Here is a 23,735-nt window from a genome sequence, read left to right as displayed (position 1 = left end):
GATATCAAAAAAATATTCATAAAAACGCTACAACAAGTTACTTTGTAAAGTATTTACTGATATTTGCTTAACATTATTATCCAACAAGTTTTCAATGTTCATATTTTCACAAATTACGATAAAATGCAAACAAAAGTCTTTGCCATTATTAAACCATATTTTTAAGAATATCTCAATATATATTATTGGAATAAATAATAAGTAACTCAATTTTAAAAATATTTAAATACATCAAAAAAGCCACGCTTCTGCGTGGCCAAAGTATGTTTGTTTCACATGAAACATTTTAACGAGCAATCATTGATGAAATCTTAGCATTACGAGCCACGTAAACGGCTTGTGACCCAAGATAATCTAAAAATCCATCTTTTGAGTGAGCTCCAATAATAATTAAATCAGCGTTAGTTTCAGGAATTAGATCTTGTACTAAGACTGCGCCTGCTTTACTACCATTACCAACAATTGTCTCTACATCCGTCAAACCTTGAGACAATGCGTATTCTTTGTATCGGTCCAAATGCTTTTGAAGTTCATCTTCTTTTTCCCGAATCACTGGGATACTCATCGCATCAAAAGTAGATAAATCGCCTAATTCTAAAATTGAAGCAATGACTAACTTGGCACTATCTTCACTCGCTTGATGAATTGCATTTGCGAGTGCAACATAGCCTTGATAAGATTCATCAACACCAACTAAAACCGTATGAAAATGTTTAGGTTCAATATCTAATGATAATTTATTATCCATTTTATTCATCCCCCTAGAACATGCTTCCAATAATTTGAACGACTAATTGAATGTTCAATAATGTTAACACAGAGAAGACAATCCATGCCATAATAGTCATCCATTTAGAATTAGCGAACTCACCCATAATTTTTTTAGAGCTGGTAAAAATAATTAGTGGTGCCATTGCAAATGGCAACGCAACGGACAAGAACACTTGTGAATAAACCAAAAGTTGATCTAATTTTGATTCATTTCCACCATACAGCAAGGTGAAGAAGACAACTGGTACTAAGGCAAATCCACGAGTAATTAAACGTTGTAGCCACATTGGAATCTGCAAACGTAGGAAGCCATTCATGACGACTTCACCAGTCAGTGTCCCAGTAATGGTTGAATTTTGACCAGATGCTAACAAGGCAACTGCAAATAACGTTGAAAGTATTGGTGATGCTACTGCACCAGCGATTGTTTTATCACCAAGCGCATTGTACATAGAACTGAACGTTCCAACTGAATCACCATGACCAAAGAACATTGCTGCCCCTAAAACTAACAGCATCGAATTAATAACAAAAGCTAATGAAAGTTGAATATTTGAATCCCAAGTCATGAAACGAACGGCTTCGCGCAGTTCTTTTTTATCATCACGATTCACTTTACGTGTTTGAGAAATTGAAGAGTGCAAATATAAGTTATGAGGCATAACCGTTGCCCCGATAATACCTAATGCCATTAAGAGTGGTGAATCAGCTCCATGAATTCCTTGATTACTGATTGCTTGTAATTGGGGTAAGTAACCACCAAAAATCGCAGCAACATTTGGCGAAGCTGAAATGACTAAATAACTAAAAATCAACAAAATCGTTAAAATTAAAGTAACAACAATAGCTTCAATTTTTCTAAATCCAAACCGCATCAGTAACAATAATAGCAATACATCTAACGCTGTGGTCAGAACTGAAGCAATCATGGACCAACCAAATAATAAGTGAAGCGCAATTGCGCCCCCAATAACTTCGGCAATATCGGTCGCCATCAGTGCAAGTTCCGAAATTACCCAAAGTACAATCCCGCCGAACTTATTGGTTCTTGCTCGAGTCGCTTGTGCCAAATCTTCGTGCTTAACCATACCAAGCTTTCCCGCCATATACTGTAACATCATCGCAATTAATGATGAAATCAAGACAATGGACAGCAACGTATATTGGTAGGTTGCCCCACCTTTAACTGAAGTAACCCAGTTACCTGGATCCATGTAACCAACAGCTACTAAAGCTCCTGGTCCTGAGAAAGCGAGTAATTTTCTCCAAAATGAGCCATCCTTTGGTGCAGCAATCGAACCATTTACTTCACCTAAACTTGAGCTTTCCGCATCAAGTTTACTCACGCTTCTTTTCTTTGTTTCGTCTGCCATGACAAAACCTCCTACCATCATAAATTTGATGGACGAGTACTTTCCCCAGTACTATATTAACTTGTCAAAACAGCTAAATAAATTTCATAAAGATTTTCGTCCAACTGCATTACAGTTGGAAGCTTATGACTTTCATTTAACCATGGACTAGTCCTCCGTCCGTTAAACATTATATATGCTTATAAAAGTTTTGGCAACCCTAAAATTCTTTTTAATATAAACTAAATTTACGTGTGAAATAACTCGAAAAGCTCACGAGGATTAATCTAAGATTATGAATGATTTCGTTTCGTAGAAATCGAATAATCTGTAATTAAACGCAGTGAGTTGAGTTATTTCACCGATTATCACTATTACCGCTATGTCCATTGAACTATGGCGCAGTTCGCCAGTTCAAATGGCAACCCTAAAATTCTTTTTAATATAAACTAAATTTAGGTATGAAATAACTCGAAAAGCTCACGAGGATTAATCTAAGATTATGAATGATTTCGTTTCGTAGAAATCGAATAATCTGTAGTTAAACGCAGTGAGTTGAGTTATTTCACCGATTATCGTTATACCTCTATGTCCATTTAACTATGGCACGGTCCACCCAATCAAAGTCAAAAAAAGAACCAACTTTCGCTGATTCTATTTTGGTAAATTTGTATATTCGACGTGCGCTGCGGCCGGAACGTCACTCCACTTAACTGGATAACCAGCTCCATGCGCACAAAACACTGAGTCCGGTGTATTATCTAAATCTGAAACCGGCTCATAATCAAATTGTTCTAACACCGTTTCTGTATTATGACATGGTTGGTAACCGGTGAAAACACATTCAAATTGACCCTGTCCGTGAGTAAAGCTATTTATTTCCTGGCTATAATCATTCATTTCCGATACCGGGGCCGTACCGGTCAAAATAGATAAACCATTATTAGCATCGCTAGTTTTGGGTGAATCTAAAATGCCTTTCATTCGTTGTACATCATTCATCACCCGACCCACATGCGTTTGATCAACTTCAATTCTAAACTGATACCATGGCTCTAATAATTGAACGTTGCCTGATTGTTTTAACATCATGAGTCCTTGACGAACTGCACGCCAAGTAGCTTCTCGAAAATCGCCGCCTACTGAATGTTTAATACTAGCCCGGCCATTAATCAACGTAATTTTCGTATCAGTTATAGGTAATCCGGTTAACACACCTAAATGTTCTTTGGCTTTTAAACTGGTTAAGATTTGCTGCTGATAATTATTAGGTAAAACATCTACACTACAGTCAGAAGCAAATGTTAACCCGCTGCCGCGAGGGCCTGGTGATAATAGCAAATGAACTTCCGCATAATGTCTCAGTGGTTCAAAGTGACCAACCCCTTCGACATCTTGAGAAACCGTTTCTTGATACAAAATACTACTCTCGCCAAACTCAACGTCCAAGTGATATCGACTCGCCAAAATCTGTTGTAAGATTTCCAACTGAACCTCTCCCATGATTTGGACATGGATTTCTTGTAAATGACTAGACCAAGTCACATGTAACTGAGGGTTCTCATCCTCAAGTTCCCTAAGTGCCACCAAACATTCTTTGACATCATGACCATTTAAATCTACAGCATAATTCAGTACTGGCTGTGTCGATAGCGGTTGGCTATTTTTTTCACTCCCTAATCCCTGGCCTGGAAATGAAGTCTTAATCCCCGTGACAGCGCAAACTTCACCAGCTGATACTTGCTGACTCAAATCATATTTACTTCCACTATAGATTCGCAATTGATTTGCTTTTTCGTCATTAAATAGTACTGCTTTATTATTCAGCGTCCCGCCAATCACTCTAATCCAAGTTAACCGTTCACCTTGAGAATCGTACGAAATTTTAAAAACTCGCGCTCCGAAATCTGCCTTGGTTTGAGAAGAAGCGACAGTCCAGCGTTCTAATCCACTAATTAACTCGTCGATACCGTTCAATTTTAACGCTGAACCAAAATAAACTGGCATTATTCGTCGTTGTTTAATTAAATTTTGGACCTGTTCATCCTGAATCACACCAGTTTCCATGTAATCATCCAAAACTGCATCATCCTGCATCGCAATCTCATCATAACGTTCATCTTTTAGAGGCTCCGTAAAATCGACACAGCCGTCGGATAACACTGATTTTAATTCGGCGAGTATTTTATTTTTATCGGCCCCTGCAGCATCCATTTTATTAACGAAGATAAACACAGGTACTTGATAACGCTCTAATAATCGCCACAGAGTTCGTGTATAGCTTTGAACTCCATCAGTCGCTGAAACAACTAAAATAGCGTAATCTAACACATCTAAAACTTGCTCAGTTTGATTCGCAAAGTCCACGTGCCCTGGAGTATCTAGCAACGTTACTTCGAGCTTATCTGTCTTAAAATTGGCTTGATGAGAGGCAATTGTAATGCCACGCTTTTTTTCCAACAAATCTGGATCTAAAAAAGCATCCCCATTGTCAACGCGTCCCATTGTACGAACTTCACCCGTTTGATACAACAACGACTCAGATAACGTCGTTTTGCCAGCATCAACATGGGCAACAGTCCCAATAACTATTTGTTTCATGCTTATTCCTTCCACTCATACGACAAATTGATTTGATTTAAATCTGCACTGTGCAATTTAAAATATATTCTTAAAAATAGCTAATATTTATCAGCTATTACCAAAGGAAATATTGACACTTCCAATGATAACTTGCTATACTCCTCAACACTACTTTTTGGAGGGGATCTTATTTACCAATTAATTCAACTCAGTCCCGGTGCACTGAGAATTAAAATAGCAAACGCAAAATCACAAGAAAAGAAACGTTATATTCAAGCTCTATTGCTCCGAGACGTCTCTCTACTCTCATTTGCCATCGTCTATATTACCTTATTTATCAAATTGTTTGGATCAGCTAATAGTAGCGTAGCCGTGGCCAGTTTTTGTATGATTATCGCAATGCACTTTGTCGGGTTCGGCTATCGTGCAAGTGATAGCATTGTATCACTGGCCATCGTTTTGTTCATTATGTTTATCGGTGGCATAGCTTGGTTTGCACTGCCAACTTCGTTAGGATTTATTGCCAATTTTCTGAGCTTACTTCTGATAATCATCTTAACTAGTGCTCGCCCATAATTTGGTAATGCCGGTGTGTATGTCTTCAGTTATATTTTCATTACCGGAATGACGGTGACGGGTAGCTTGATTAAAACAAGAGCCATCGCACTGATTACCGTGTTTACTATTCTATCCTTCATTATGATTTTCAAACATAGTGCTTTTGATTCGCAGCATCGATTACACCATGTCTTTTCTCAATTTAACCTACAGACTAAATTAACGCACTGGCAGCTTCGCCTATCTTTTGGTGTCAGTTCTGTCATCGCGATTGCTGACTGGGCCAATATCAACCGTCCAGTTTGGCTAGGTTATTCCTGCATGTCGATCTTATTACCTCAATCTGGTGGTTATCTAGGCCGCGCAACACATCGCTTTGCAGGGATAGTTATCGGTTCAATACTCTTTGTTTTAAGCGTCACTTATTTGCCGGAACAATGGTTTTTCATTTTAGCACCAACAGCAGGTTTTGGGCTTGGATTAACCATCAATTACTTTCTACACAGTGTCTTTAATTGCTTTGGCGCATTAACCTTAGCGACAAGTATTTACGGCCTATCTGCTTCCAGTGAATTGAGAATTTTCGATAATGGTGTGGGTATCTTCATTGCATTATTGTGTATCCTTGGCTTTAAAATCATACAAAATGTTTTGCATAACATCGGACAAATGCAATTCAAGCACGCTTAATAGACTCTAACGGCTAATCGCAAGATTGGCCTTTTTTATCCGATTATTTATGATAAGGACTGCCTTCATTTATCATAAACGCCCGATAAATCTGTTCCGTTAACACTAATCTCATTAATTGGTGTGGTAATGTAAATCGACCAAACGAAATTTGTGCATTTGAACGTTTCATGACAGCGGCATCCAAGCCTAACGAGCCACCAATCACAAACGTGATATCTGAATGGCCATAAGTAGTCAATTGGGTTAGTTCTTTGGAAAACTCCTCAGAAGAACGCTCCTTACCTTCAATCGCTAACGCAAAAACATACTCTTTGTCTTTAATTTTGCTCAAGATCCGCTCGCCTTCTTTTTGCTTAACGGTCTCCATTTCCGACGAGCTCAGTGATTCCGGTGCTTTTTCATCAGGAACTTCCACAATTTGAAATTTAGTGAACCTTCCTAGTCGTTTGGCGTATTCCGCGATGCCATCTTTAAAGTACTTTTCTTTGAGTTTTCCAACCCCAATTATTTTGATGTTCATAACTACCTCTTTTTCCACAAGTTATCCACAGAGTTTTCCACAGGCAGACTTCTAAAATGTATAAAAAAAGTTCAAATAATCTTCAAACTCTATTGACACCGTTATTTTATACAAAAATGTTATCCACAGTTTTGCACAGAAACAAGCGTTCGTTTAACACGCTTTCAAAGACTGATATATCAACGATTATTGCATTCTTTTTTTTATTTTAAAAAGTTATCCACAACTTATCCACGTCTTTGTGGATAAGTTTTACACCAGGTGTTAATGCCCATTCTGCGGCATTTATATTTTCTTAATAATTATAACAGAAGTTTTCCACATAGTTTTCCACATCCAAATTTATTATAAAATATCTTGCATAATTCAGCATGAACTACATGGTTTTTTGAACTAAGTTTTGTTCGGAAAATATTTCAATATCTGCCTATTAATCTCTAATTTTAGAATATAATTCTATTTATTGTTCGTGATTAATCCGATATATACGCTAAATGTGTCGTATTTTTGTTCTTTCTGGTCAAATATTCATTCTTTTAAAATGTATATGCACTTTCATCCCTAGCGTGTCCTTATTTCACATCGTTCGGATTTTACTTCAAAAAAAAACTCCAAGACGGAGTTTTATCTGAATCTCTATTATTAACTACTGCTATCACTACTACTGCTCAACGTTGAGGTTGATTCAGAGAGTTTGATTGTTGCGGTTTTCTTTTCACCATTGTGATAATACGTGACGGAAACGGAATCACCAACCTTGTGGTCATACAACACATCTTTCAGTGAAGCTTCGTCAGTGACTTTTTTACCATCCATTTTAGTAATCACGTCATATTTAGCTAAGCCGGCATTTCCAGCAGCTGATGGTGACAAGATGGACATCACCACGACCCCACTAGTCACTGTTGAAGGTAATTTTAATACTGAAGATTGTTGTGAACTAGTGACTTGATCTAAACTAACCAGTTCTATACCTAAAGCCGGCCGTGTAATCTTGCCGTCCTTCACTAATTTATTAATCACCGTCACAACTTCATTACTTGGAATTGAAAAGCCCATCCCCTCAACACTCGTACCAGAATCATCAGTCGTTAATTTCATCGAATTGATGCCGACTACCTGTCCGGCTAAGTTAATCAGTGGTCCTCCTGAATTACCAGGATTAATGGCGGTATCCGTTTGAATAACGGTTGCGTTCCCAGTGGTATTACCAGAATTATCTTGCACTTGCACTGTTCGCTTAGTGGCTGAAATAATTCCTTGGGTCACTGATGAGGCATATTGAGAACCTAATGGTGAGCCGATTGCTAAGACCGTTTGTCCAGCATCGATTTCATTTGAATTGGCAAAACTAGCGACTGCAGTTACATTTTTAGAACTAATTTTTAAGACAGCTAAATCAGTTGCTGAGTCAGTTCCGACAATTGTAGCGGTCACTTTTTTACCATTACTTAAAATCACTTGGATCGCTGATGATCCGGTCACCACGTGATTGTTAGTAACGATATAAGCCGTGTCTCCATCCTTCTTGTAAATGACACCAGAGCCTTCACTGGCAGCTTCTAAGGAGCTATCTGAGCTGCTAGAATCTGATGAAGAACTATCACCAGTGGTATATCCGTACAGACTGTCCGAACTACTTGATTCTGCCTGTAAATTTTCAACTGACACAACAGCAGCTTTAACTGACTTATAGGCTTTTGTCGACTGGCTAGTTCCAGTTACCTTGCTCTGGTTAACTTTCGTGCCACCTTTTTTATTCGAACTAGATGGTGTCGACAGTAAACTGCTAACATTACCATCAGAAAGATATGACCCAACGCCATAAGCTGCCCCACCACCAATCAATCCGGCAGCCAAACCAATTAAGCCAACTTTCCACCACAAATTAAGTTTGAAACGTCTTTTCTTTTTAGGTGTTTCTTCATCATTATTTTGCATGTTATCCTCCCATTTAGTTGTTATGAATAGAATAACAATTAAATTTGAATATATTATGAAATAAATGCCACGAAACTATAACTCTTCTACAATGAACTCAATTTAGTTGCTTGGTCAGGTTCGGTATCGTGAAGATAAAAGTCATGTTCCACACCAAAATCATGTTCTTGCAGCATCGTTGAGACGGTTAAATGTGCTAAAGAACGGAGATTGTTTTCTGGGCTACGATGCCCCAAATAAATTTGCTTAGTATGGTCTCCAACAACTGACATAATAGCGTTAGCACCGTCTTCGTTAGATAAATGCCCTTCGTCGCTTAAAATTCGTTGCTTTAATGGCCACGAATATGAGCCTGACCGTAACATTTGAATGTCATGATTACACTCCATTAAATAAGTATCCGCATTCCGAATGGTTCCTGCGACTTTATCGGAAACGTACCCTGTATCAGTCAAAATACAAAGTGCTTTTCCATCATGATGAACTTGATAAAACATGGGTTCTGCGGCATCATGCGACACCGCAAAACTTTCGATATCCATATCTCCAAAATCTAGTGTGGTATTGATACCAAAGATATTTTTTTGCTCAAATGGAATTTCGCCAACCTTTTTAGCCATCGCTTTCCAGGTGCCTTCATTGGCGTAGACATCCATTCCATATTTACGAGCCAAAACACCAACCCCGTGCACGTGATCTGAGTGTTCATGGGTCACAAATAATGAGTCCACATCTTCAATATTACGACCAATGGAACTCATTAATTCTTTAATTTTTTTGCCACTCAAGCCAGCATCGATTAAAATCTTATGTTCTGGGGTTTCCAAATAAGTCACATTCCCAGAACTTCCACTAGCTAAAATACTATATTGTAATTGATCAACTGCTTGCACGTTAAAAATCTCCTTAGTTCGATTCCGATGCGGCTTCATCAAGCGTATCTGCATCGGTCTTACTTAATGTCCCAGTAAAGGCATTAACTCGTTTAATTTCTATACTATCACTATTTTTAGATTGAATGGCCACCATCCAGGTTGGAATGTAAACTGCATTATCATCATCTAATGCTAACAGACGGGTATAGCCTAGCTTAGTCCATTTAATCTTTGAATTATTATAAATTTTATCATGTTGGTACAAATATAACACGGCTTTACGCTCGCTGACTAATTTAGCCTTTTCACGTAAAGTTTTGATATTGTTCAAATATGACTGACTATAACTAATAATTTGATTTTCTGAATTCACTCGGAACCTAATCTGGCCTTCCGTTCCTGAAACATTCAATGATGGGCCTTTTTGGACATAGATTACGTCGTTGTCATAATCTGAGGATAACTCAGCATCATATACATATTGGGAGCCGAACAGAACTTTGTTTTTATCAGCTACAATTTTGTTAAGCGTCTTTTCTGGATGTTTAACGTTAATCTTAACTGGTTGATCGAAGTTACTCGTCAAAACACCGTTGTTATAACTTGGTGTTTGACCCTTCAAATTACCTAGTTTATCTTGTAAAATCCCACTACCAGTCGTGGAAATATAATAACCAGATTGCCGATTTGTTGAAAGTTTACCAGTGTCAATGCCATCTGCTTTCATTTCATTAACAATTGTTTGCTCCCGAGTTGTCTGAGCAACACTGATGGTGAAATCATTATTGGAAATAAACGAATAACCCAAAAATACATCTAAGGCAATAAATGCCACCAGAAAAATCCACTGAATTCTTCTAAAGTTCATCTTCAGTTCCCTCCTTTCTAGTCACTATTAGTGACATCGGTGTATTTAACCCATTGATTATTGTAATTAACATAGTAATTTGCCTCGAGGTCAATCACCATATCAGACGACTCACTCGCCTTCCACTCATATTCAAGACGAATTCCTTTGATATCTTTTTCCTTGATGCCTTTAGCTTCAAGACTACTAATGACTTCATCGGTTGATGGTAACTCTTTACTGTCAAGCTTATTTGGTACTGGCACTTGTAAACTAAATAAAGAAAATGTATATCGTTGCACGTTGTTACTTGAATATGAAACTGTCATAGTTCCATAGTTGTTTGAGTTATAAATTGGAATCCCACCGACATAATCACGATAAGTGACCACATTTTTACTGTTATCCACACTCTCAAACCGAGTATTATCCAGTGGTACTCCAATGGTAGTCAACTTTTTAAAACTGTCAGTCAGTAATTCTGAATCGGAATAGCTTCGATCCTTCGAAGCAAAATTTTCATAAGTTACCATGCTCGTACTATTATCCACACTCATCCGTTTATCAGTTCCATCAGTGTAAGTGGTGACATTGTCCTCGGTATGCATCGAAACTAATTCATTTTGATCTGCATTCATCAACGTTGACATGAAGCTGTTCCCTGTTTGCTTACTCAACAAATAGCTATATGTCGGTACTTTGATTGGCTTTGTATAATCAATAATAATCGTCTTGTTTAACAGTCGTGTTTTAATTGGATAACGTTTCGCCGATTCACCAGTAATTTGACGAAGTAGTTTTATGCTGCTAAATTTACTAATCTTCGCGCGATAAACTTTAAAGCCATCGTCATTTAACAAATAAATGTATTTTGGATTATGTCTTGGCACCACAATTCGTTGTACTTTACTGATTTTTTTAGTATTAATGGATTGATCGTAAACTTTATTCAAGACACTGGTTGTCACCGCATCGTTGTAACTCATGACCAATGAATCTTTTCGCTGTAAATAACTTAAATATTTACTATGACTACCCGTCGATAACTTTTCAACACGACCAAACTTCCATTTTTGTAAAATTTGCTGTGCTGAAACCACTAAGTTACGTTTTTTGGGATACATTAAATTTTGGGTACCATCAGTATTATTTTTAATAATTTGGGTTGGCAAAAAGACATCGCTAATGGCTCGATTAGTGACTTTATCGGTGGTCGACGATGACTCGTCAGTATCGGTACTATTGTCTCGCGACGGATTAGTCCACGTTGCCCAAGACAACAGTAAACTCACAACAATCGCAATGGTTAATAAGATTGGTAACCAATTACTACGAATTTTCCGAATCATCGTCCCATTCATCCCCTTCATAAGGTACATAAGGTAGTGAAATATAGAAGTTCGATCCTCTACCTTCCACACTATCGACCCAAATTTGACCACCCAGTAAGTTAATGACTTCCTTAGAAATTGCCAAGCCTAAACCAGTCCCACCTTGCTTACGTGAGCGCGCTTTATCCACTCGGAAGAAGCGATCAAAGACATGGGCAATATCTTTACGTGGAATTCCTAATCCTTGGTCAGAAACCGTCAAAATCACATGATTATGTGTCTCTAACAAGCGGACGGTAATCGTGCCCCCGTCAGGAGAATATTTAATCGCATTGTTCATCAGATTATCAACAACTTGGGTGAATTTATCAGTATCGATATCGACCCAAAGATCTTTATCGGTGATAATCCGTTCAATTTTATACGTCTTACTTGGTTGTGAATCATCAGGATTATTCAAAATCATATCAAATCGGTTCAAAATATAATTAATTAACTCATTTAAATTGATGTATTCAAAATTTAACTTAGATGTTCCGGCATCCATCCGAGACAAGCTCAGTAGGTCATTAATCATCCGAATCATGCGTTCAGTTTCATCCTGGACCACGGCTAAAAAGTTAGGTGCTAGTTCTGGGTCTTTCCAGGCACCATCACTAAGTGCTTCGACGTAGCTACGTACACTAGTCAAAGGTGTTCTCAATTCATGAGAAACGTTGGAAACGAATTGACGACGTTCTTGTTCTTCTCGTTGTTGTTCGGTGACATCATGGAGCACACAGACCAAGCCACTGATAAATCCAGATTCGCGTTGAATTAATGAAAAATAAGCATGCAAAATCAATTCGTTAGCTTCAGTAGAAAGATCAATGATAATTTCTTCTTCACTTTCCAGTAATTCACGAATGGTATAATCTTTTCGAATATGCAACACATCTAAAATTGAAGTCCCGACGGTAGTTTCTGACGAGGAACTAAGCAGATCAGTCGCCGTTTCATTAATAATCGTCACATTTCCACGACGATCGGTCGCTAGCACACCATCAGACATATGGCGCAACACTCCATCTAATCGACGACGGTCTGCTTCAGTAGAATCTTGAGCTTCTTCAACACGAACGGATAAGTTATTAACTGCTCCAGCTAATTGTCCCAACTCGTCATTACCATAGACTTTAACGTGACCAGAAAAATCTCCACGAGCAATTCGGATCGATTGTTTCTTCATTTCATCAATTGGTACTGATATTGCCCGGGAAATAACAATTGCGACAAATAACCCTAACGCAATCGCCACTAACGCTGCCGATAAACTTAAAAGGGTGATTTTATTAATGCTGGCGTAAACACTTTCCAAATTAGCCCTCATGTACAGCGCACCAGCCACACTACTATTGGTGGAACTATTTAATAACGGTAAGGATGAAACATAATATCGTGTATTGGTTTTGTCGTCATACACGTTTTGGTCATAGGACCGATTATTCGAGATTGTTTTTTTGATATCTTCATTCGTGGTCTTTTGGCCAACAATTGATTGATTATTGACGCTACTGGTCCCGCGAATAATTCCTTTACTATCAATTACACGGATTTCAGTGATATTGGCGTTATTGACATCAGACAAAATTGCTTTGATTTTTTTATTGGCAGCTTTTGTATCTGTATTTGAGAGTTGCTCAGAAATAGAATTTTCAATATAGGCCGGTAACTCTATTTGTTGTTTAAATGTGTTTAAGTTTTGTCGCTCCAATTGACGCACAAAAACCGCCCCGATAATTTCGATCGTGATTAACAAAACCAGAGCGAATACCAAAGCGATTTTAAAATGAATCGATTGAAAGAATTTAATCTTACTGTTCAATTATTCAGTTACTCCTAATCATTTTCAGGGTTGTTTAAATAATAACCGACCCCACGACGCGTAATGAGCCATGTTGGATGACTCGCATTATCTTCTACCTTTTCACGTAAGCGACGAACCGTTACATCAACCGTTCGCACGTCACCAAAGTAGTCATATCCCCACACAGTCTGTAGTAGATGCTCACGGGTCATTACTTGTCCGATGTGTTGCGCTAAGTAATGGAGCAATTCAAACTCACGATGAGTTAAATCAATACTTTCTCCTCGTTTGCTGACAGTATAAGCATCGGGATGAATTGTTAAATCACCCACTTCAATATCAGCATTTTCGTCAGGCACAGCCGATTCAACGGATTCTTGACGACGCAAATTAGCCTTCACACGTGCGACTAACTCACGATTTGAAAATGGTTTGGTCACATAATCATCGGCACCTAATTCAAGGCCAAGGACTTTATCTAATTCTGAATCTTTAGCGGTCACCATAATAATTGGTGTCGTCTTCTTGGCACGGACTTGTTTGGCCACTTCTAGGCCATCAATTTTAGGAAGCATCAAATCCAAAACAATCAAATCAGGATCTTCATCTTCAACTTTTTGTAGTGCTTCCTCACCATCATAAGCTACGACAACATCGTAGCCTTCTTTTTCTAGGTTAAATTTAATTATATCTGAAATTGGTTTTTCGTCATCAACAACTAAAACTTTCTTCATATTGGCTAACCCCTCCGGAGGTATGTAATTTTTTTATTTTCTCTTCATATTGGACAGTCAGATAGTTCACTTTTCTGAACTGACGCCTTGTGAATTATTATACCACAATTGTAAAATTTCATATTTTTTGCTCATTATTTTCGTCATATTTCACCAATATCTTTGGATTTTTATGGAAAAAGGCCAATTAAATGCGTTTTATTAACTTTTATTACAAAATAGTATTGACGATACTATGAAATCCATGATACTATATTTGAGTTGAAAAAATTATTACTTATGGGCAGCTAGCTCAGCTGGCAGAGCAACGGACTCTTAATCCGTGGGTCCAGGGTTCGATCCCCTGGCTGCCCATTAAACCTATATTAGCTTGTTATCACGATGCGTGTTGGTTGCCGTGGTTGCAAGCTTTTTTTGTGCCTGTTTTTCGCTTAATTTACTTTATTCATGCAACTCCAGTGGTAAACCATCTGGATCAAATAAAAACGTCATTTTTTCTCCTGTAAAATCATCGCGACGTATTGGTTCGCAATCTATGCCTTTTTGCTTCAACTCATCAACGACTTGTTCGATTTGCTCAACGCGGAACGCCAAATGACGTAATCCTCGAGCTTCTGGATAATTCAAGCGAGTTAGTGCATTCGCTTTGACAAAAATTTCTAACTGCACTTGACCATTTTCTAAATCTAACATTATGTCTCGTTTATTCACACGTTCTACTTCACGTTTAATCGTAAAGCCTAACTTAGAAACATAAAATTCCTTTGCTCGTACTAAGTCACTCACAATTATTAAAATGTGATCAAGTTGATTAAGTTTCATGTGTTACTCCCATCAATTTAGTCTATGGTATAATATCGCTAAACTTGGTCCTTTTAAAATACTACGGGCCAATTTAATGCTATTCTAGCACGTTTTAATCTGAGTAATACAGTATACAAATTTTACTTACTAGGAGTCCTTGACATGACATATAAATTAGATTTTAAAGAAGTTAGCACCATTGGTTTGGAATCATCTCCAGTAGCAGAAGCCTTTGCAGGTCTTCGCGCTAACGAAGCACGTTACTTCTGGAATAAATATAAACATGAATTTATCACCACACCAGCCGCAGAGGCCCCTGAAATATTGAAGTAGATTGAGACTATCTTAAAAGAACGAGATATGGTTTCCCCTTATAAGCCACTAGAAGTCAGTGAACTCGAAGTAGAGGGTACAAAATGATCATTTGTATTTTACGAAAACGGGCTCGAAGTCAATGTTTTATACGGTCTGGAACCAGGTTCTAAACGGGCAGTCGGATTTAAATTAACCGATGGTATGGAAATTCCTAAAGAGTTTGAGGGTAAATTTAAATTTGCTCGACAAAAGTCTAAATTAGCCGGTACCATCCGCGGGTCATTCTTCGTCATTAAAGGTGAATACTAAAAAACAGCCGACCGGCTGTTTTTTTGTTTCACATGAAACATTATTAATAGATTGTTAAGTGCTTTTTCTTCCAACCAACTACGGTCATGATGATAATATCAACGGCCACAATTGATGACGCACAGACGATAAACAAGATTTTATAAGAAGCCCCTTCAATAATTAAACCACCAAATAAAGGACCTAATGCCTTACCAACCGAGGAAAATGCATTCGTTAAGCCTTGATACTTACCCTTAACTGATTGAGGTGATAACATATTGACCACTGCCGGCACGGTTGGAAAAGCGGTTGCCTCTCCTACAGTTAGGATAATCATTGCCACAACAAAAGCTGAATATGAATGCGCAAAAATTAAAACAAAGAACGATCCCGCACAGAACAGTATCCCTACATAGATTTGATAATAAGGATTTTTCAGGAAACGAGTCATTTTACTCATGACAACCTGAATAATAGCAATTAACCCGGCATTCATAGTCCAAAGTAAACTATATTTAGCCATCGATACTCCGGTATCAGTCACATAGACCGACATATTGCTGACCCATTGCTCATACATAATCCAAACAATCGCGAGTGAGATGAAAAATGTCCACATAATCGTCAAATTTGGTTTAGGTATAGTCACAGTTTCAGTACTTTTTTGCTGTCTGAATCCTTTCGCCAAACGAACCACTCGAAAATGTTTGAAAGCAACAAACAAATAGGCTAAATATAATGTCGCGGTCAGTGCAAAAAGTGGTGCCACATTGCCACGATAAATAAACCCAACCACCGAAGTTCCCAAAACAATTCCCAAGTTACTAGCAAAATAGATCATATTAAACACATAGCGTCCATCAACGCTTCGAATGAGCGTTCCTAGAGAGTTAATTAAAGTCGTCAGCCATCCGTTAAAGAAACCAACTACGGCAAGCAAAATGGGGTAAATTGGCCAACTATTCCAAACTATTAAACTTGCCATCGCAAGGATATCAATAATCAAGCCGCCAATAATTAATTTTCGTGGATCCGCAGCATCAAACAACATCCCGCCTAGATAACTTCCGACCACATTCATTCCTGAATACATTAATAACACAACACCAATAGTAGTCAGTGATTGGTGTAATTGATTATGCAAGTAAATCGTGGTTAGTGGCCAAATGAAACTCGTGCCCAAACTACTAATAAACGAGCCCAAAACTAACCAACGCAAGCGTATTTCATTTTTCAAGGCCATACTCCTTTTAAGCCGCAAAGTTAAACCCTAATTCGCAAACTACTCGAATTAGGGTTTATTTTAATGTCCATCTGGCATATATGCAATCGAAGAGAACTTATTATACGACTTTACGAACAACAGTCTAACAGTCCCTCGTGCACCACTACGGTTCTTTTCAATAATAACTTCTACTTCACCGACATTTTCATCATTATCACGTGGATCTTGATTACTATCCTCTGCATCATTATCGCGTTCGTAATAATCTTCTCGATATAAGAATCCAACAATATCTGCATCTTGTTCAATTGAACCAGATTCACGAATATCAGACAGCACCGGCCGCTTATCTTGACGCTGTTCAACGCCACGAGACAATTGAGATAGCGCAATAACTGGTACATGTAATTCTTTAGCGAGCTTCTTTAATTGACGTGAAATATCAGAAACTTCTTGTTGCCGATTTTCATGATTAGTACCTTCAATTAGTTGTAAATAATCAATGACAATCAGTCCGATTCCGCCTTGTTCTTTAGCCAAACGACGACATTTCGCCCGAATCTCAGCTACTTTAATTCCTGCGGTATCGTCAAGGAAGATCTTCGTTTTAGATAGACTACCCATGGCAACCATTAAATTATCCCATTCTTGCGGCGTCAAGTTACCGGTTCTAAAATGGTTAGCATCTATACTACCTTCAGCACACAGCATTCGACTGACTAAGGATTGGGCACTCATTTCCAAACTAAAAATAGCAACTGGAGTATCATTTTGCGTTCCAACATTTTGAGCAATATTAAGTGCAAAGGCAGTTTTCCCAACAGCCGGACGAGCAGCTAAAATAATTAATTCATCGTCATGTAACCCGGTTGTCATTTTATCCAATTCTGTAAAACCGGTCGATAACCCGGTTACTTCAGAATCATCGGTCGCCAATCGATTAAGTTCCTTCAGGTTATCACTCAAAACATCCCGAATGTTCTTGAATCCTTCTTTATTAGTGGCTTCCGAAACGTTCATAATTGAACGTTCAGCCTCATCAAGTAAATCAGAGACTTCTTCTTCACCCACATAACTACGAGTCACAATTGTGGTCGCAGTTTTGATCAGCTTACGAAGAACTGATTTTTCTTGAACGATTTTCGCATAATAGACAACATTTGCTGCGGTTGGCACGGTTTCAGCCAATTCAACAATATAACTGACACCGCCAATATCATCAACTTGGTTGGCTTTTTCTAATTCCTCACGAATAGTCAGGACATCAATCGGTTTATCCCGATCATTCAAATCGACCATTTTTTCGAAAATTATTTGATGGGCACGCTTAAAAAAGTCATCTGCAGTTAAATACTCCATTGACTCGACTAACGCATCGTTGCTCAAAAAAACAGCACCAAGTACTGCTTTTTCAGCTTCAATATTTTGTGGTTGTGTTTGATCGATTAGAACATCATTATTCATGGTTTACTATCCCTAACTCTTATTTCTCGGAAACATGCACTCGAATGGTGGCAACGATATTAGCAAATAATTTAACTGGAACATTCGTATATCCCATCGTCCTAATAGCATCATTCATTTCCATTTTACGTTTATCCAATTTAATACCATACTGCTCTTCCAAGCCCTGCGCAATTTGTTTGCTTGGAATTGATCCAAATAAACGGCCATCAGTTCCAGCCTTTGCCTTCAGTTCAACCACCGTCTTATCATCTTCCAGTTGCGCCTTAACCTTCTCAGCATCGGCAATCATTTCCGCATGCTTTTTATCTTCAGCATGTTTTTGACCTTCTAACGCACTAATCGCTGCCTTGTTAGCTTGCTTAGCTTTACCTTTTTTAATTAAAAAGTTTTGTGCATATCCATCAGGAACGTCTTTAACTTCTCCACGTTTACCTCGACCTTTAACATCTTCTAAAAAAATAACTTTCATGCTAATCACTCCTCATCTTTTTCTTCATCTTCAGTTCTTGTCAAAATAGCAATTAACTTATCTTTAACTTGTGAAACTGATTGATCTTTAATTTGGGTAGCAGCATTTGATAAATGTCCACCACCGCCCATTTCTTCCATAATGACTTGCACATTGAAGTCACCAACTGACCGTGCGGATACACCAACTGCTCCGTCGTCTCGCAATGTAATTACAAACGACGCATCAATTCCAGTCATATTTAATAACGAATCAGCTGCTTGTGCAGTTGTGACTGAATCATAAACAACATCATCTTCACCTGCACTTAAAGCCATGGTTTTATTTAATAAAGTTACCCGGGAAATTAAATAATTCCGTTGCATATAACTATCAACGTTTTCTTTCATCAATTCCTGAATTAGCAAGCCATCTGCACCAGCTGACCGTAAATAACTAGCAGCATCAAATGTCCGTGTCCCAGCTCTTAAAGTGAATGACTTAGTATCGACTTGGATCCCTGTTAACATTGCAGTGGCTTCCAGCTTATTAATACCTTCAGCATCCCGTGGTTGGTATTCAATCATTTCTGTAATCAATTCACACGTCGAAGAAGCATATGGTTCGATATATACTAAGATTGGATTTTCAGGAAATTCTTCACCACGACGATGGTGATCAATAATCATAACACGACTCTTCAAACGTTCAAATAACGCTTCAGACATTGAAATTTTTGGTTTAGAATGATCGACCATAATTAATAAACTGTTATCCGTTGCTTGGTCCAATGCCTGACTTGCAGTGATGATATGATCTCGTATATCTTGATATCCATCTTCATCAATTTTTTCAAGTAACTTAGCCACATCAGAATGAATGTGATCATCTTCTAAGACAATCCAGCATTCTTGATTGTTCATTTTAGCAATCCGTCGAATTCCTAAACAAGCCCCAATTGAATCCATATCGGGTATTCGATGTCCCTGAACAAAAATTTGATCAGATTCAGTCATCAAATCTTGTAATGTTTGACTAATCATTCTAGCACGCACACGAGTACGTTTCTCCATCGGATTCGTTTTTCCACCATAGAAATGGGCTTGCATCCCATCTGCCTTAACCACAACTTGATCTCCGCCTCGACCAAGTGCCAAATCCAAGTTACTTTGAGCTAATTTAGATAAATTATTTAAATCATTATCACCATAAGCCACCCCAACACTTAAGGTAACTGGTGAGTTTTGTTTCGTCGTGTTCTCTCGAATAACATCTAAAATTGAAAATTTGTTTTGTTCAACTAAATTTAATGAGCTTTGATGCCCTAAAATCAAATAATAATCGTCATCGATTGTTTTAATAAATAGTCCATACTTTTCAGCCCACTCATTTAACTCCGAAGTAATATAATTCCGTAAATTCGATATATCGGAATCGCTCATTCCCTGGCTGATTTCAGCGTAATTATCTAAGTAGATGTTTCCTAAAATAAGTTTTTCATCTTCATATTGTTCTTCTATGTCCGCATAGCGAGTAATATCCATTAGATAGGCAATATTAAAATCAGGCTGAACCAGTAAACTAAATTGTTTATCTTGCCAATTAATTGTTTGGAACCCTTCATCATTTTGATGAGTTTGCAATTCTGCATACAGTTCAGGTTCTACATCTTCAAGTTGAAACCCAATTAAATCCTCGTCACCAACAAACTTAGCTAAGTAAGGATTAATCCATTCGACTTTATTAGTTTCATCAAACACCAAGATACCAATTGGCATCTCTAATAATGCTTGCTGCTCACCATTTTTAATTCGGTATGCTAAATCTTTTAAATATTCATGTGTATCCGTCGCCATTCGCTGTAATAACTCAATTGAAAAATACAGTCCAATTACAATTAAGACCAGCATAATTAGACCATAAATCCAACTAGTCATGAACGCAAAAATAACGCCTAACCCTGAAACCACGACCAAAAATATTGCCAGGGAACGCACATTAGTATTTTTAATAAAGATTGATAAATTTTCTCGATCAAAGAAGTCTTTCATTGTAGCTCCCATCATACTTTTATTCGCCATTTGCACGCATTGTAAAGTACTTACATTTTATCACAAGTTGTACCGTATAAAAATTATAGCCAAAAATAAAAATGTCTTGATAATAACTGAACAAGTGAATTATACTATTTTTAAAGGAAACATTATGTCTTATAAAGAAATATAAAGGAGTGCTTTCACTATGTAAGAATTCTTAACTATTGGCGAACCAATGGCCGTTTTTGCTTCTGAAAACCCAGACTTATCTTTGGTTGACGCAACAAATTTCAAAAAGTTTGTTGCTGGAGCTGAATTAAACGTCGCTATCGGTGTTCAACGATTAGGTCATCAATCACAATATCTATCCGCTGTAGGTGATGACCCGCTCGGACAATTTATTATTAACGAAGTCCACGAAAGTGGAATCGATTCATCTTTAATCGACTTAGACAAAGACCATTGGACCGGCTTTTATCTGAAACAACGTGTAACTAAGGGTGACCCAAGTACCTATTACTTTAGAAAAAACTCAGCAGCAGCTAACTTTAATCATGAAATTTTATCAAAAATTGATTTTAGTGATTTGAAGATTGCTCATCTGTCTGGTATTTTTGCTGCACTCTCGCAAAATGATTTAGATTCCTTAAATCGTCTCAATCAATTATTAATTCAACACAATATTTTTACGACCTTCGATCCTAACTTACGTCCGGCTTTGTGGCCATCACAAGAAGAAATGGTCAAAACTACAAATAAAATAGCAATGAACGCAAATCTTGTCTTGCCAGGAATTAATGAAGGTGAAATATTAATGGGCTCAAGAGATCCTAATGAAATTGCTGATTTTTACTTAAATCAAAGTAAAATCACAGAAACTGTTGTGGTCAAACTAGGGTCCAAAGGCGCATTTATTAAACATAAAGACGGAAGCAGTGAGACAGTTGCTGGATTCAAAGTTGATCAAGTTATTGATACCGTGGGCGCAGGCGACGGTTTCGCAGTAGGTATGATTACCGGATTACTTGAAGGCCAATCGATTTCCGACGCTGTCAGCAGAGGTTGTGCCGTTGGTGCTCTTGCAGTTATGAACCCCGGTGATAACGATGGGTACCCCACACCTAGCGAGCTATCGGACTTTTATAACAAATAGTTTCTGATGTAAAAATAGCACATAAAAATGTGCTATTTTTTTGCATTAATTTGCTCATTCAATCACTTTTGTAGGTTTATTGTTCTATGTCAATTTTAATAATCTTAATTTAACAGAAATGGAAACGATTTCTGTTTTTAAAATAATTTGTGATTTTTTTAATTTAAGACTTGAAAAATAATTAATGACATTATATACTCTTGTTGAGATATCTTAATAAGAACTATCATTTCTTTATTGGAAATCAAAAAAATATCTAAGGAGATTATATACTGTCAGATTTTACAGAAAACTCATTCCGCTTAGACGGACAAGTTGCTTTCGTTACAGGTGCTAGTTATGGTATTGGTTTTGCAATCGCCAGTGCATACGCAAAATATGGTGCAAAAATCGTTTTCAACGATATTAACCAAGAACTTGTAGACAAAGGTATGGCTTCATACAAAGAAGCTGGTATTGAAGCACACGGTTATGTTGCTGATGTAACAAGTGAATCAGCTATGACAGAAGTTGTCGCAAAAATTGAAAAAGAAGTTGGCTCAGTTGATATTTTGGTTAACAATACCGGAATTATCAAACGTACCCCAATGGTAGAAATGAGCGCAGAAGAATGGCGTAAGGTCATTGATATTGATTTAACAGGTCCTTTTATCGTTTCAAAAGCAATTATTCCTTCAATGATTAAAAAAGGTCACGGAAAAATTATTAATATTTGCTCAATGATGAGTGAATTAGGTCGTGAAACTGTTAGTGCATACGCTGCTGCTAAGGGTGGTCTTAAAATACTTACCCGTAACATTTGTTCAGAATATGGTGAAGCGAACATCCAATGTAACAGTATCGGGCCCGGCTACATTGCAACACCACAAACAGCACCATTACTTGAAAAGCAAGCTGATGGTTCACGTCATCCATTTGATCAATTTATTATTGCCAAAACACCAGCTGCACGTTGGGGCGAACCAAGTGATCTCCAAGGACCTGCAGTATTCTTAGCATCACCGGCTTCAGATTTTGTTAACGGACATATTTTATATGTTGATGGCGGTATCTTAGCTTATATCGGAAAACAACCATAGAAAAAACTAAATCATTACTTTGGAGGAGATTATCATGAGTGCAATATCTTATATTATGTCGCTCGGAGCGAGCGTAATGATGCCCATCATATTCCTTATCTTTGGTCTTTTACTTGGATTAGGTGTTGGAAAATCATTAAAATCAGGACTTTCAGTTGGGGTTGGGTTTGTCGGACTAAGTGTCGTGACACAACTTTTAACTACCAACTTAGGGCCTGCCGTTAATTCGATGGTTAAAATTTACAAATTACATTTACACACTTTAGGTATCGGATGGCCAGCAGCTTCGACTGTTGCTTTCGGTACTTAAGTTGGAGCAATTATTATCCCATTGGGACTCGGTGTTAATATTTTAATGTTACTAACTAAGACAACAAAAACACTGAATATCGATTTGTGGAACTATTGGCACTTTGCTTTCATCGGCTCAATTGTATCAATTGCAACTCACAGCTTCCTATAGGGTGCATTTGCAGCAATCATCGTTTACATCATCACTCTATGTGGTGCTGACCGTTCACAAAAAATGGTTGAAAAATTTTATGGTGATGACTTAAAAGGAATTTCTATTCCTCAAGCATTCTGTGTCGGCTTCATTCCTTTTGCAATTGTAGTTAATTGGATTATGGAAAGAATCCCTGGCGTTAACAAAATTGATGTTGACGCTGAAAAACTTCAAAAACGATTTGGTATCTTAGGCGATCCAATTTTACTTGGAGTTATTATCGGTATATTACTGGGTGTATCGGCTTATTATAACGTGGCTAAGACTCTCCAGTTGAGTATTATATTATTCGACTCAAACGCAATCGAAAATTACAGAATCTAGCTGAAAAGTTCGTCAAGATCAGTGATCAAACCCAGTG

19 protein-coding genes, 1 tRNA gene and 2 pseudogenes are annotated in these 23,735 nt (G+C 37.6%); 7 read left to right on the top strand and 15 right to left on the bottom strand.

Features of this window, described 5'->3' with window-relative positions:
• Window positions 1–286 precede the first annotated feature (286 nt).
• The 3 genes from FFM59_RS01390 to FFM59_RS01380 form a co-directional block, all read right to left on the bottom strand.
• Window positions 287–748: a universal stress protein gene (locus FFM59_RS01390; RefSeq protein ID WP_137601274.1), complete on the bottom strand. Its 462-nt coding sequence runs from the start codon at window positions 746–748 to the stop codon at window positions 287–289.
• A gap of 13 nt (window positions 749–761) precedes the next feature.
• On the bottom strand, window positions 762–2,144 hold the full coding sequence (locus FFM59_RS01385) for an Nramp family divalent metal transporter (RefSeq protein ID WP_137601273.1): 1,383 nt from the start codon (window positions 2,142–2,144) through the stop codon (window positions 762–764).
• A 633-nt stretch (window positions 2,145–2,777) separates the two neighbouring features.
• Window positions 2,778–4,724 carry an elongation factor G gene (locus tag FFM59_RS01380; protein WP_137601272.1) on the bottom strand — a complete coding sequence of 649 codons (1,947 nt, stop codon included), beginning with the start codon at window positions 4,722–4,724 and terminating at the stop codon, window positions 2,778–2,780.
• 369 nt (window positions 4,725–5,093) lie between these two features.
• Here FFM59_RS01380 and FFM59_RS01375 point away from each other — a divergent pair, with 369 nt between their 5' ends.
• The gene (locus FFM59_RS01375; protein ID WP_137601271.1) at window positions 5,094–5,282 is read left to right on the top strand and encodes a hypothetical protein; all 189 of its coding nucleotides are present in this window, start codon (window positions 5,094–5,096) and stop codon (window positions 5,280–5,282) included.
• Window positions 5,283–5,348: 66 nt separating this feature from the next.
• Window positions 5,349–5,954: an FUSC family protein gene (locus FFM59_RS01370; protein ID WP_170175895.1), complete on the top strand. Its 606-nt coding sequence runs from the start codon at window positions 5,349–5,351 to the stop codon at window positions 5,952–5,954.
• Between the two features lie 43 nt (window positions 5,955–5,997).
• Here FFM59_RS01370 and rlmH read toward each other — a convergent pair whose 3' ends face one another.
• The 7 genes from rlmH to yycF form a co-directional block, all read right to left on the bottom strand.
• Entirely contained in the window at window positions 5,998–6,477 is a 480-nt protein-coding gene (rlmH, locus tag FFM59_RS01365) for a 23S rRNA (pseudouridine(1915)-N(3))-methyltransferase RlmH (RefSeq protein WP_137601269.1), read from the bottom strand.
• A gap of 642 nt (window positions 6,478–7,119) precedes the next feature.
• On the bottom strand, window positions 7,120–8,418 hold the full coding sequence (locus tag FFM59_RS01360) for a S1C family serine protease (protein ID WP_137601268.1): 1,299 nt from the start codon (window positions 8,416–8,418) through the stop codon (window positions 7,120–7,122).
• An 86-nt stretch (window positions 8,419–8,504) separates the two neighbouring features.
• The gene (locus FFM59_RS01355) at window positions 8,505–9,311 is read right to left on the bottom strand and encodes an MBL fold metallo-hydrolase (RefSeq protein ID WP_225420265.1); all 807 of its coding nucleotides are present in this window, start codon (window positions 9,309–9,311) and stop codon (window positions 8,505–8,507) included.
• A gap of 13 nt (window positions 9,312–9,324) precedes the next feature.
• The gene (locus FFM59_RS01350; RefSeq protein ID WP_137601266.1) at window positions 9,325–10,161 is read right to left on the bottom strand and encodes a two-component system regulatory protein YycI; all 837 of its coding nucleotides are present in this window, start codon (window positions 10,159–10,161) and stop codon (window positions 9,325–9,327) included.
• 17 nt (window positions 10,162–10,178) lie between these two features.
• Window positions 10,179–11,489 (bottom strand): YycH family regulatory protein, encoded by a 1,311-nt coding sequence (locus FFM59_RS01345; RefSeq protein WP_170175894.1) that lies wholly within the window; start codon window positions 11,487–11,489, stop codon window positions 10,179–10,181.
• Window positions 11,470–13,335 carry a cell wall metabolism sensor histidine kinase WalK gene (gene walK / locus FFM59_RS01340; RefSeq protein WP_137601264.1) on the bottom strand — a complete coding sequence of 622 codons (1,866 nt, stop codon included), beginning with the start codon at window positions 13,333–13,335 and terminating at the stop codon, window positions 11,470–11,472. The genes FFM59_RS01345 and walK overlap by 20 nt, the downstream gene beginning before the upstream one ends.
• 14 nt (window positions 13,336–13,349) lie before the next feature.
• Window positions 13,350–14,051 (bottom strand): response regulator YycF, encoded by a 702-nt coding sequence (gene yycF, locus FFM59_RS01335; RefSeq protein ID WP_137601263.1) that lies wholly within the window; start codon window positions 14,049–14,051, stop codon window positions 13,350–13,352.
• Window positions 14,052–14,332: 281 nt separating this feature from the next.
• Here yycF and FFM59_RS01330 point away from each other — a divergent pair.
• Window positions 14,333–14,405: transfer RNA gene (locus FFM59_RS01330), tRNA-Lys, on the top strand.
• Window positions 14,406–14,492: 87 nt separating this feature from the next.
• Here FFM59_RS01330 and gloA2 read toward each other — a convergent pair.
• A complete protein-coding gene (gloA2, locus tag FFM59_RS01325; RefSeq protein WP_137601262.1) occupies window positions 14,493–14,873 on the bottom strand; it encodes an SMU1112c/YaeR family gloxylase I-like metalloprotein in 381 nt (126 codons plus the stop codon).
• A 144-nt stretch (window positions 14,874–15,017) separates the two neighbouring features.
• Between gloA2 and FFM59_RS01320 the strand changes: the two are divergent.
• Window positions 15,018–15,479: pseudogene (locus FFM59_RS01320) on the top strand (DUF8821 family protein).
• A 43-nt stretch (window positions 15,480–15,522) separates the two neighbouring features.
• Here FFM59_RS01320 and FFM59_RS01315 read toward each other — a convergent pair.
• The 4 genes from FFM59_RS01315 to FFM59_RS01300 are packed head-to-tail and all read right to left on the bottom strand — an operon-like array spanning window position 15,523 to window position 20,652.
• Entirely contained in the window at window positions 15,523–16,704 is a 1,182-nt protein-coding gene (locus FFM59_RS01315) for an MFS transporter (RefSeq protein ID WP_137601261.1), read from the bottom strand.
• Window positions 16,705–16,764: 60 nt separating this feature from the next.
• Window positions 16,765–18,150: a replicative DNA helicase gene (gene dnaB / locus FFM59_RS01310; RefSeq protein WP_137601260.1), complete on the bottom strand. Its 1,386-nt coding sequence runs from the start codon at window positions 18,148–18,150 to the stop codon at window positions 16,765–16,767.
• Between the two features lie 19 nt (window positions 18,151–18,169).
• Window positions 18,170–18,622, bottom strand: coding sequence for a 50S ribosomal protein L9 (gene rplI / locus FFM59_RS01305; RefSeq protein WP_137601259.1), 453 nt, complete (start codon window positions 18,620–18,622; stop codon window positions 18,170–18,172).
• Between the two features lie 5 nt (window positions 18,623–18,627).
• On the bottom strand, window positions 18,628–20,652 hold the full coding sequence (locus FFM59_RS01300; protein ID WP_137601301.1) for a DHH family phosphoesterase: 2,025 nt from the start codon (window positions 20,650–20,652) through the stop codon (window positions 18,628–18,630).
• Between the two features lie 220 nt (window positions 20,653–20,872).
• Here FFM59_RS01300 and FFM59_RS01295 point away from each other — a divergent pair, with 220 nt between their 5' ends.
• The 3 genes and pseudogenes from FFM59_RS01295 (at window position 20,873) to FFM59_RS01285 (ending at window position 23,698) form a co-directional block, all read left to right on the top strand.
• The gene (locus FFM59_RS01295) at window positions 20,873–21,790 is read left to right on the top strand and encodes a sugar kinase (RefSeq protein WP_225420264.1); all 918 of its coding nucleotides are present in this window, start codon (window positions 20,873–20,875) and stop codon (window positions 21,788–21,790) included.
• A 272-nt stretch (window positions 21,791–22,062) separates the two neighbouring features.
• Complete coding sequence (locus FFM59_RS01290) at window positions 22,063–22,869, top strand: gluconate 5-dehydrogenase (protein WP_170175897.1); 807 nt, start codon at window positions 22,063–22,065, stop codon at window positions 22,867–22,869.
• Window positions 22,870–22,903: 34 nt separating this feature from the next.
• Window positions 22,904–23,698 (top strand): annotated as a pseudogene (locus tag FFM59_RS01285) (PTS transporter subunit IIC).
• Window positions 23,699–23,735 lie beyond the last annotated feature (37 nt).

It is taken from the genome of Paucilactobacillus nenjiangensis (assembly GCF_005405445.1).
Lineage (GTDB): Bacteria > Bacillota > Bacilli > Lactobacillales > Lactobacillaceae > Paucilactobacillus > Paucilactobacillus nenjiangensis.
Note: the sequence above shows the minus strand (reverse complement) of the source record. Positions and strands in the feature narration are given on the sequence as shown.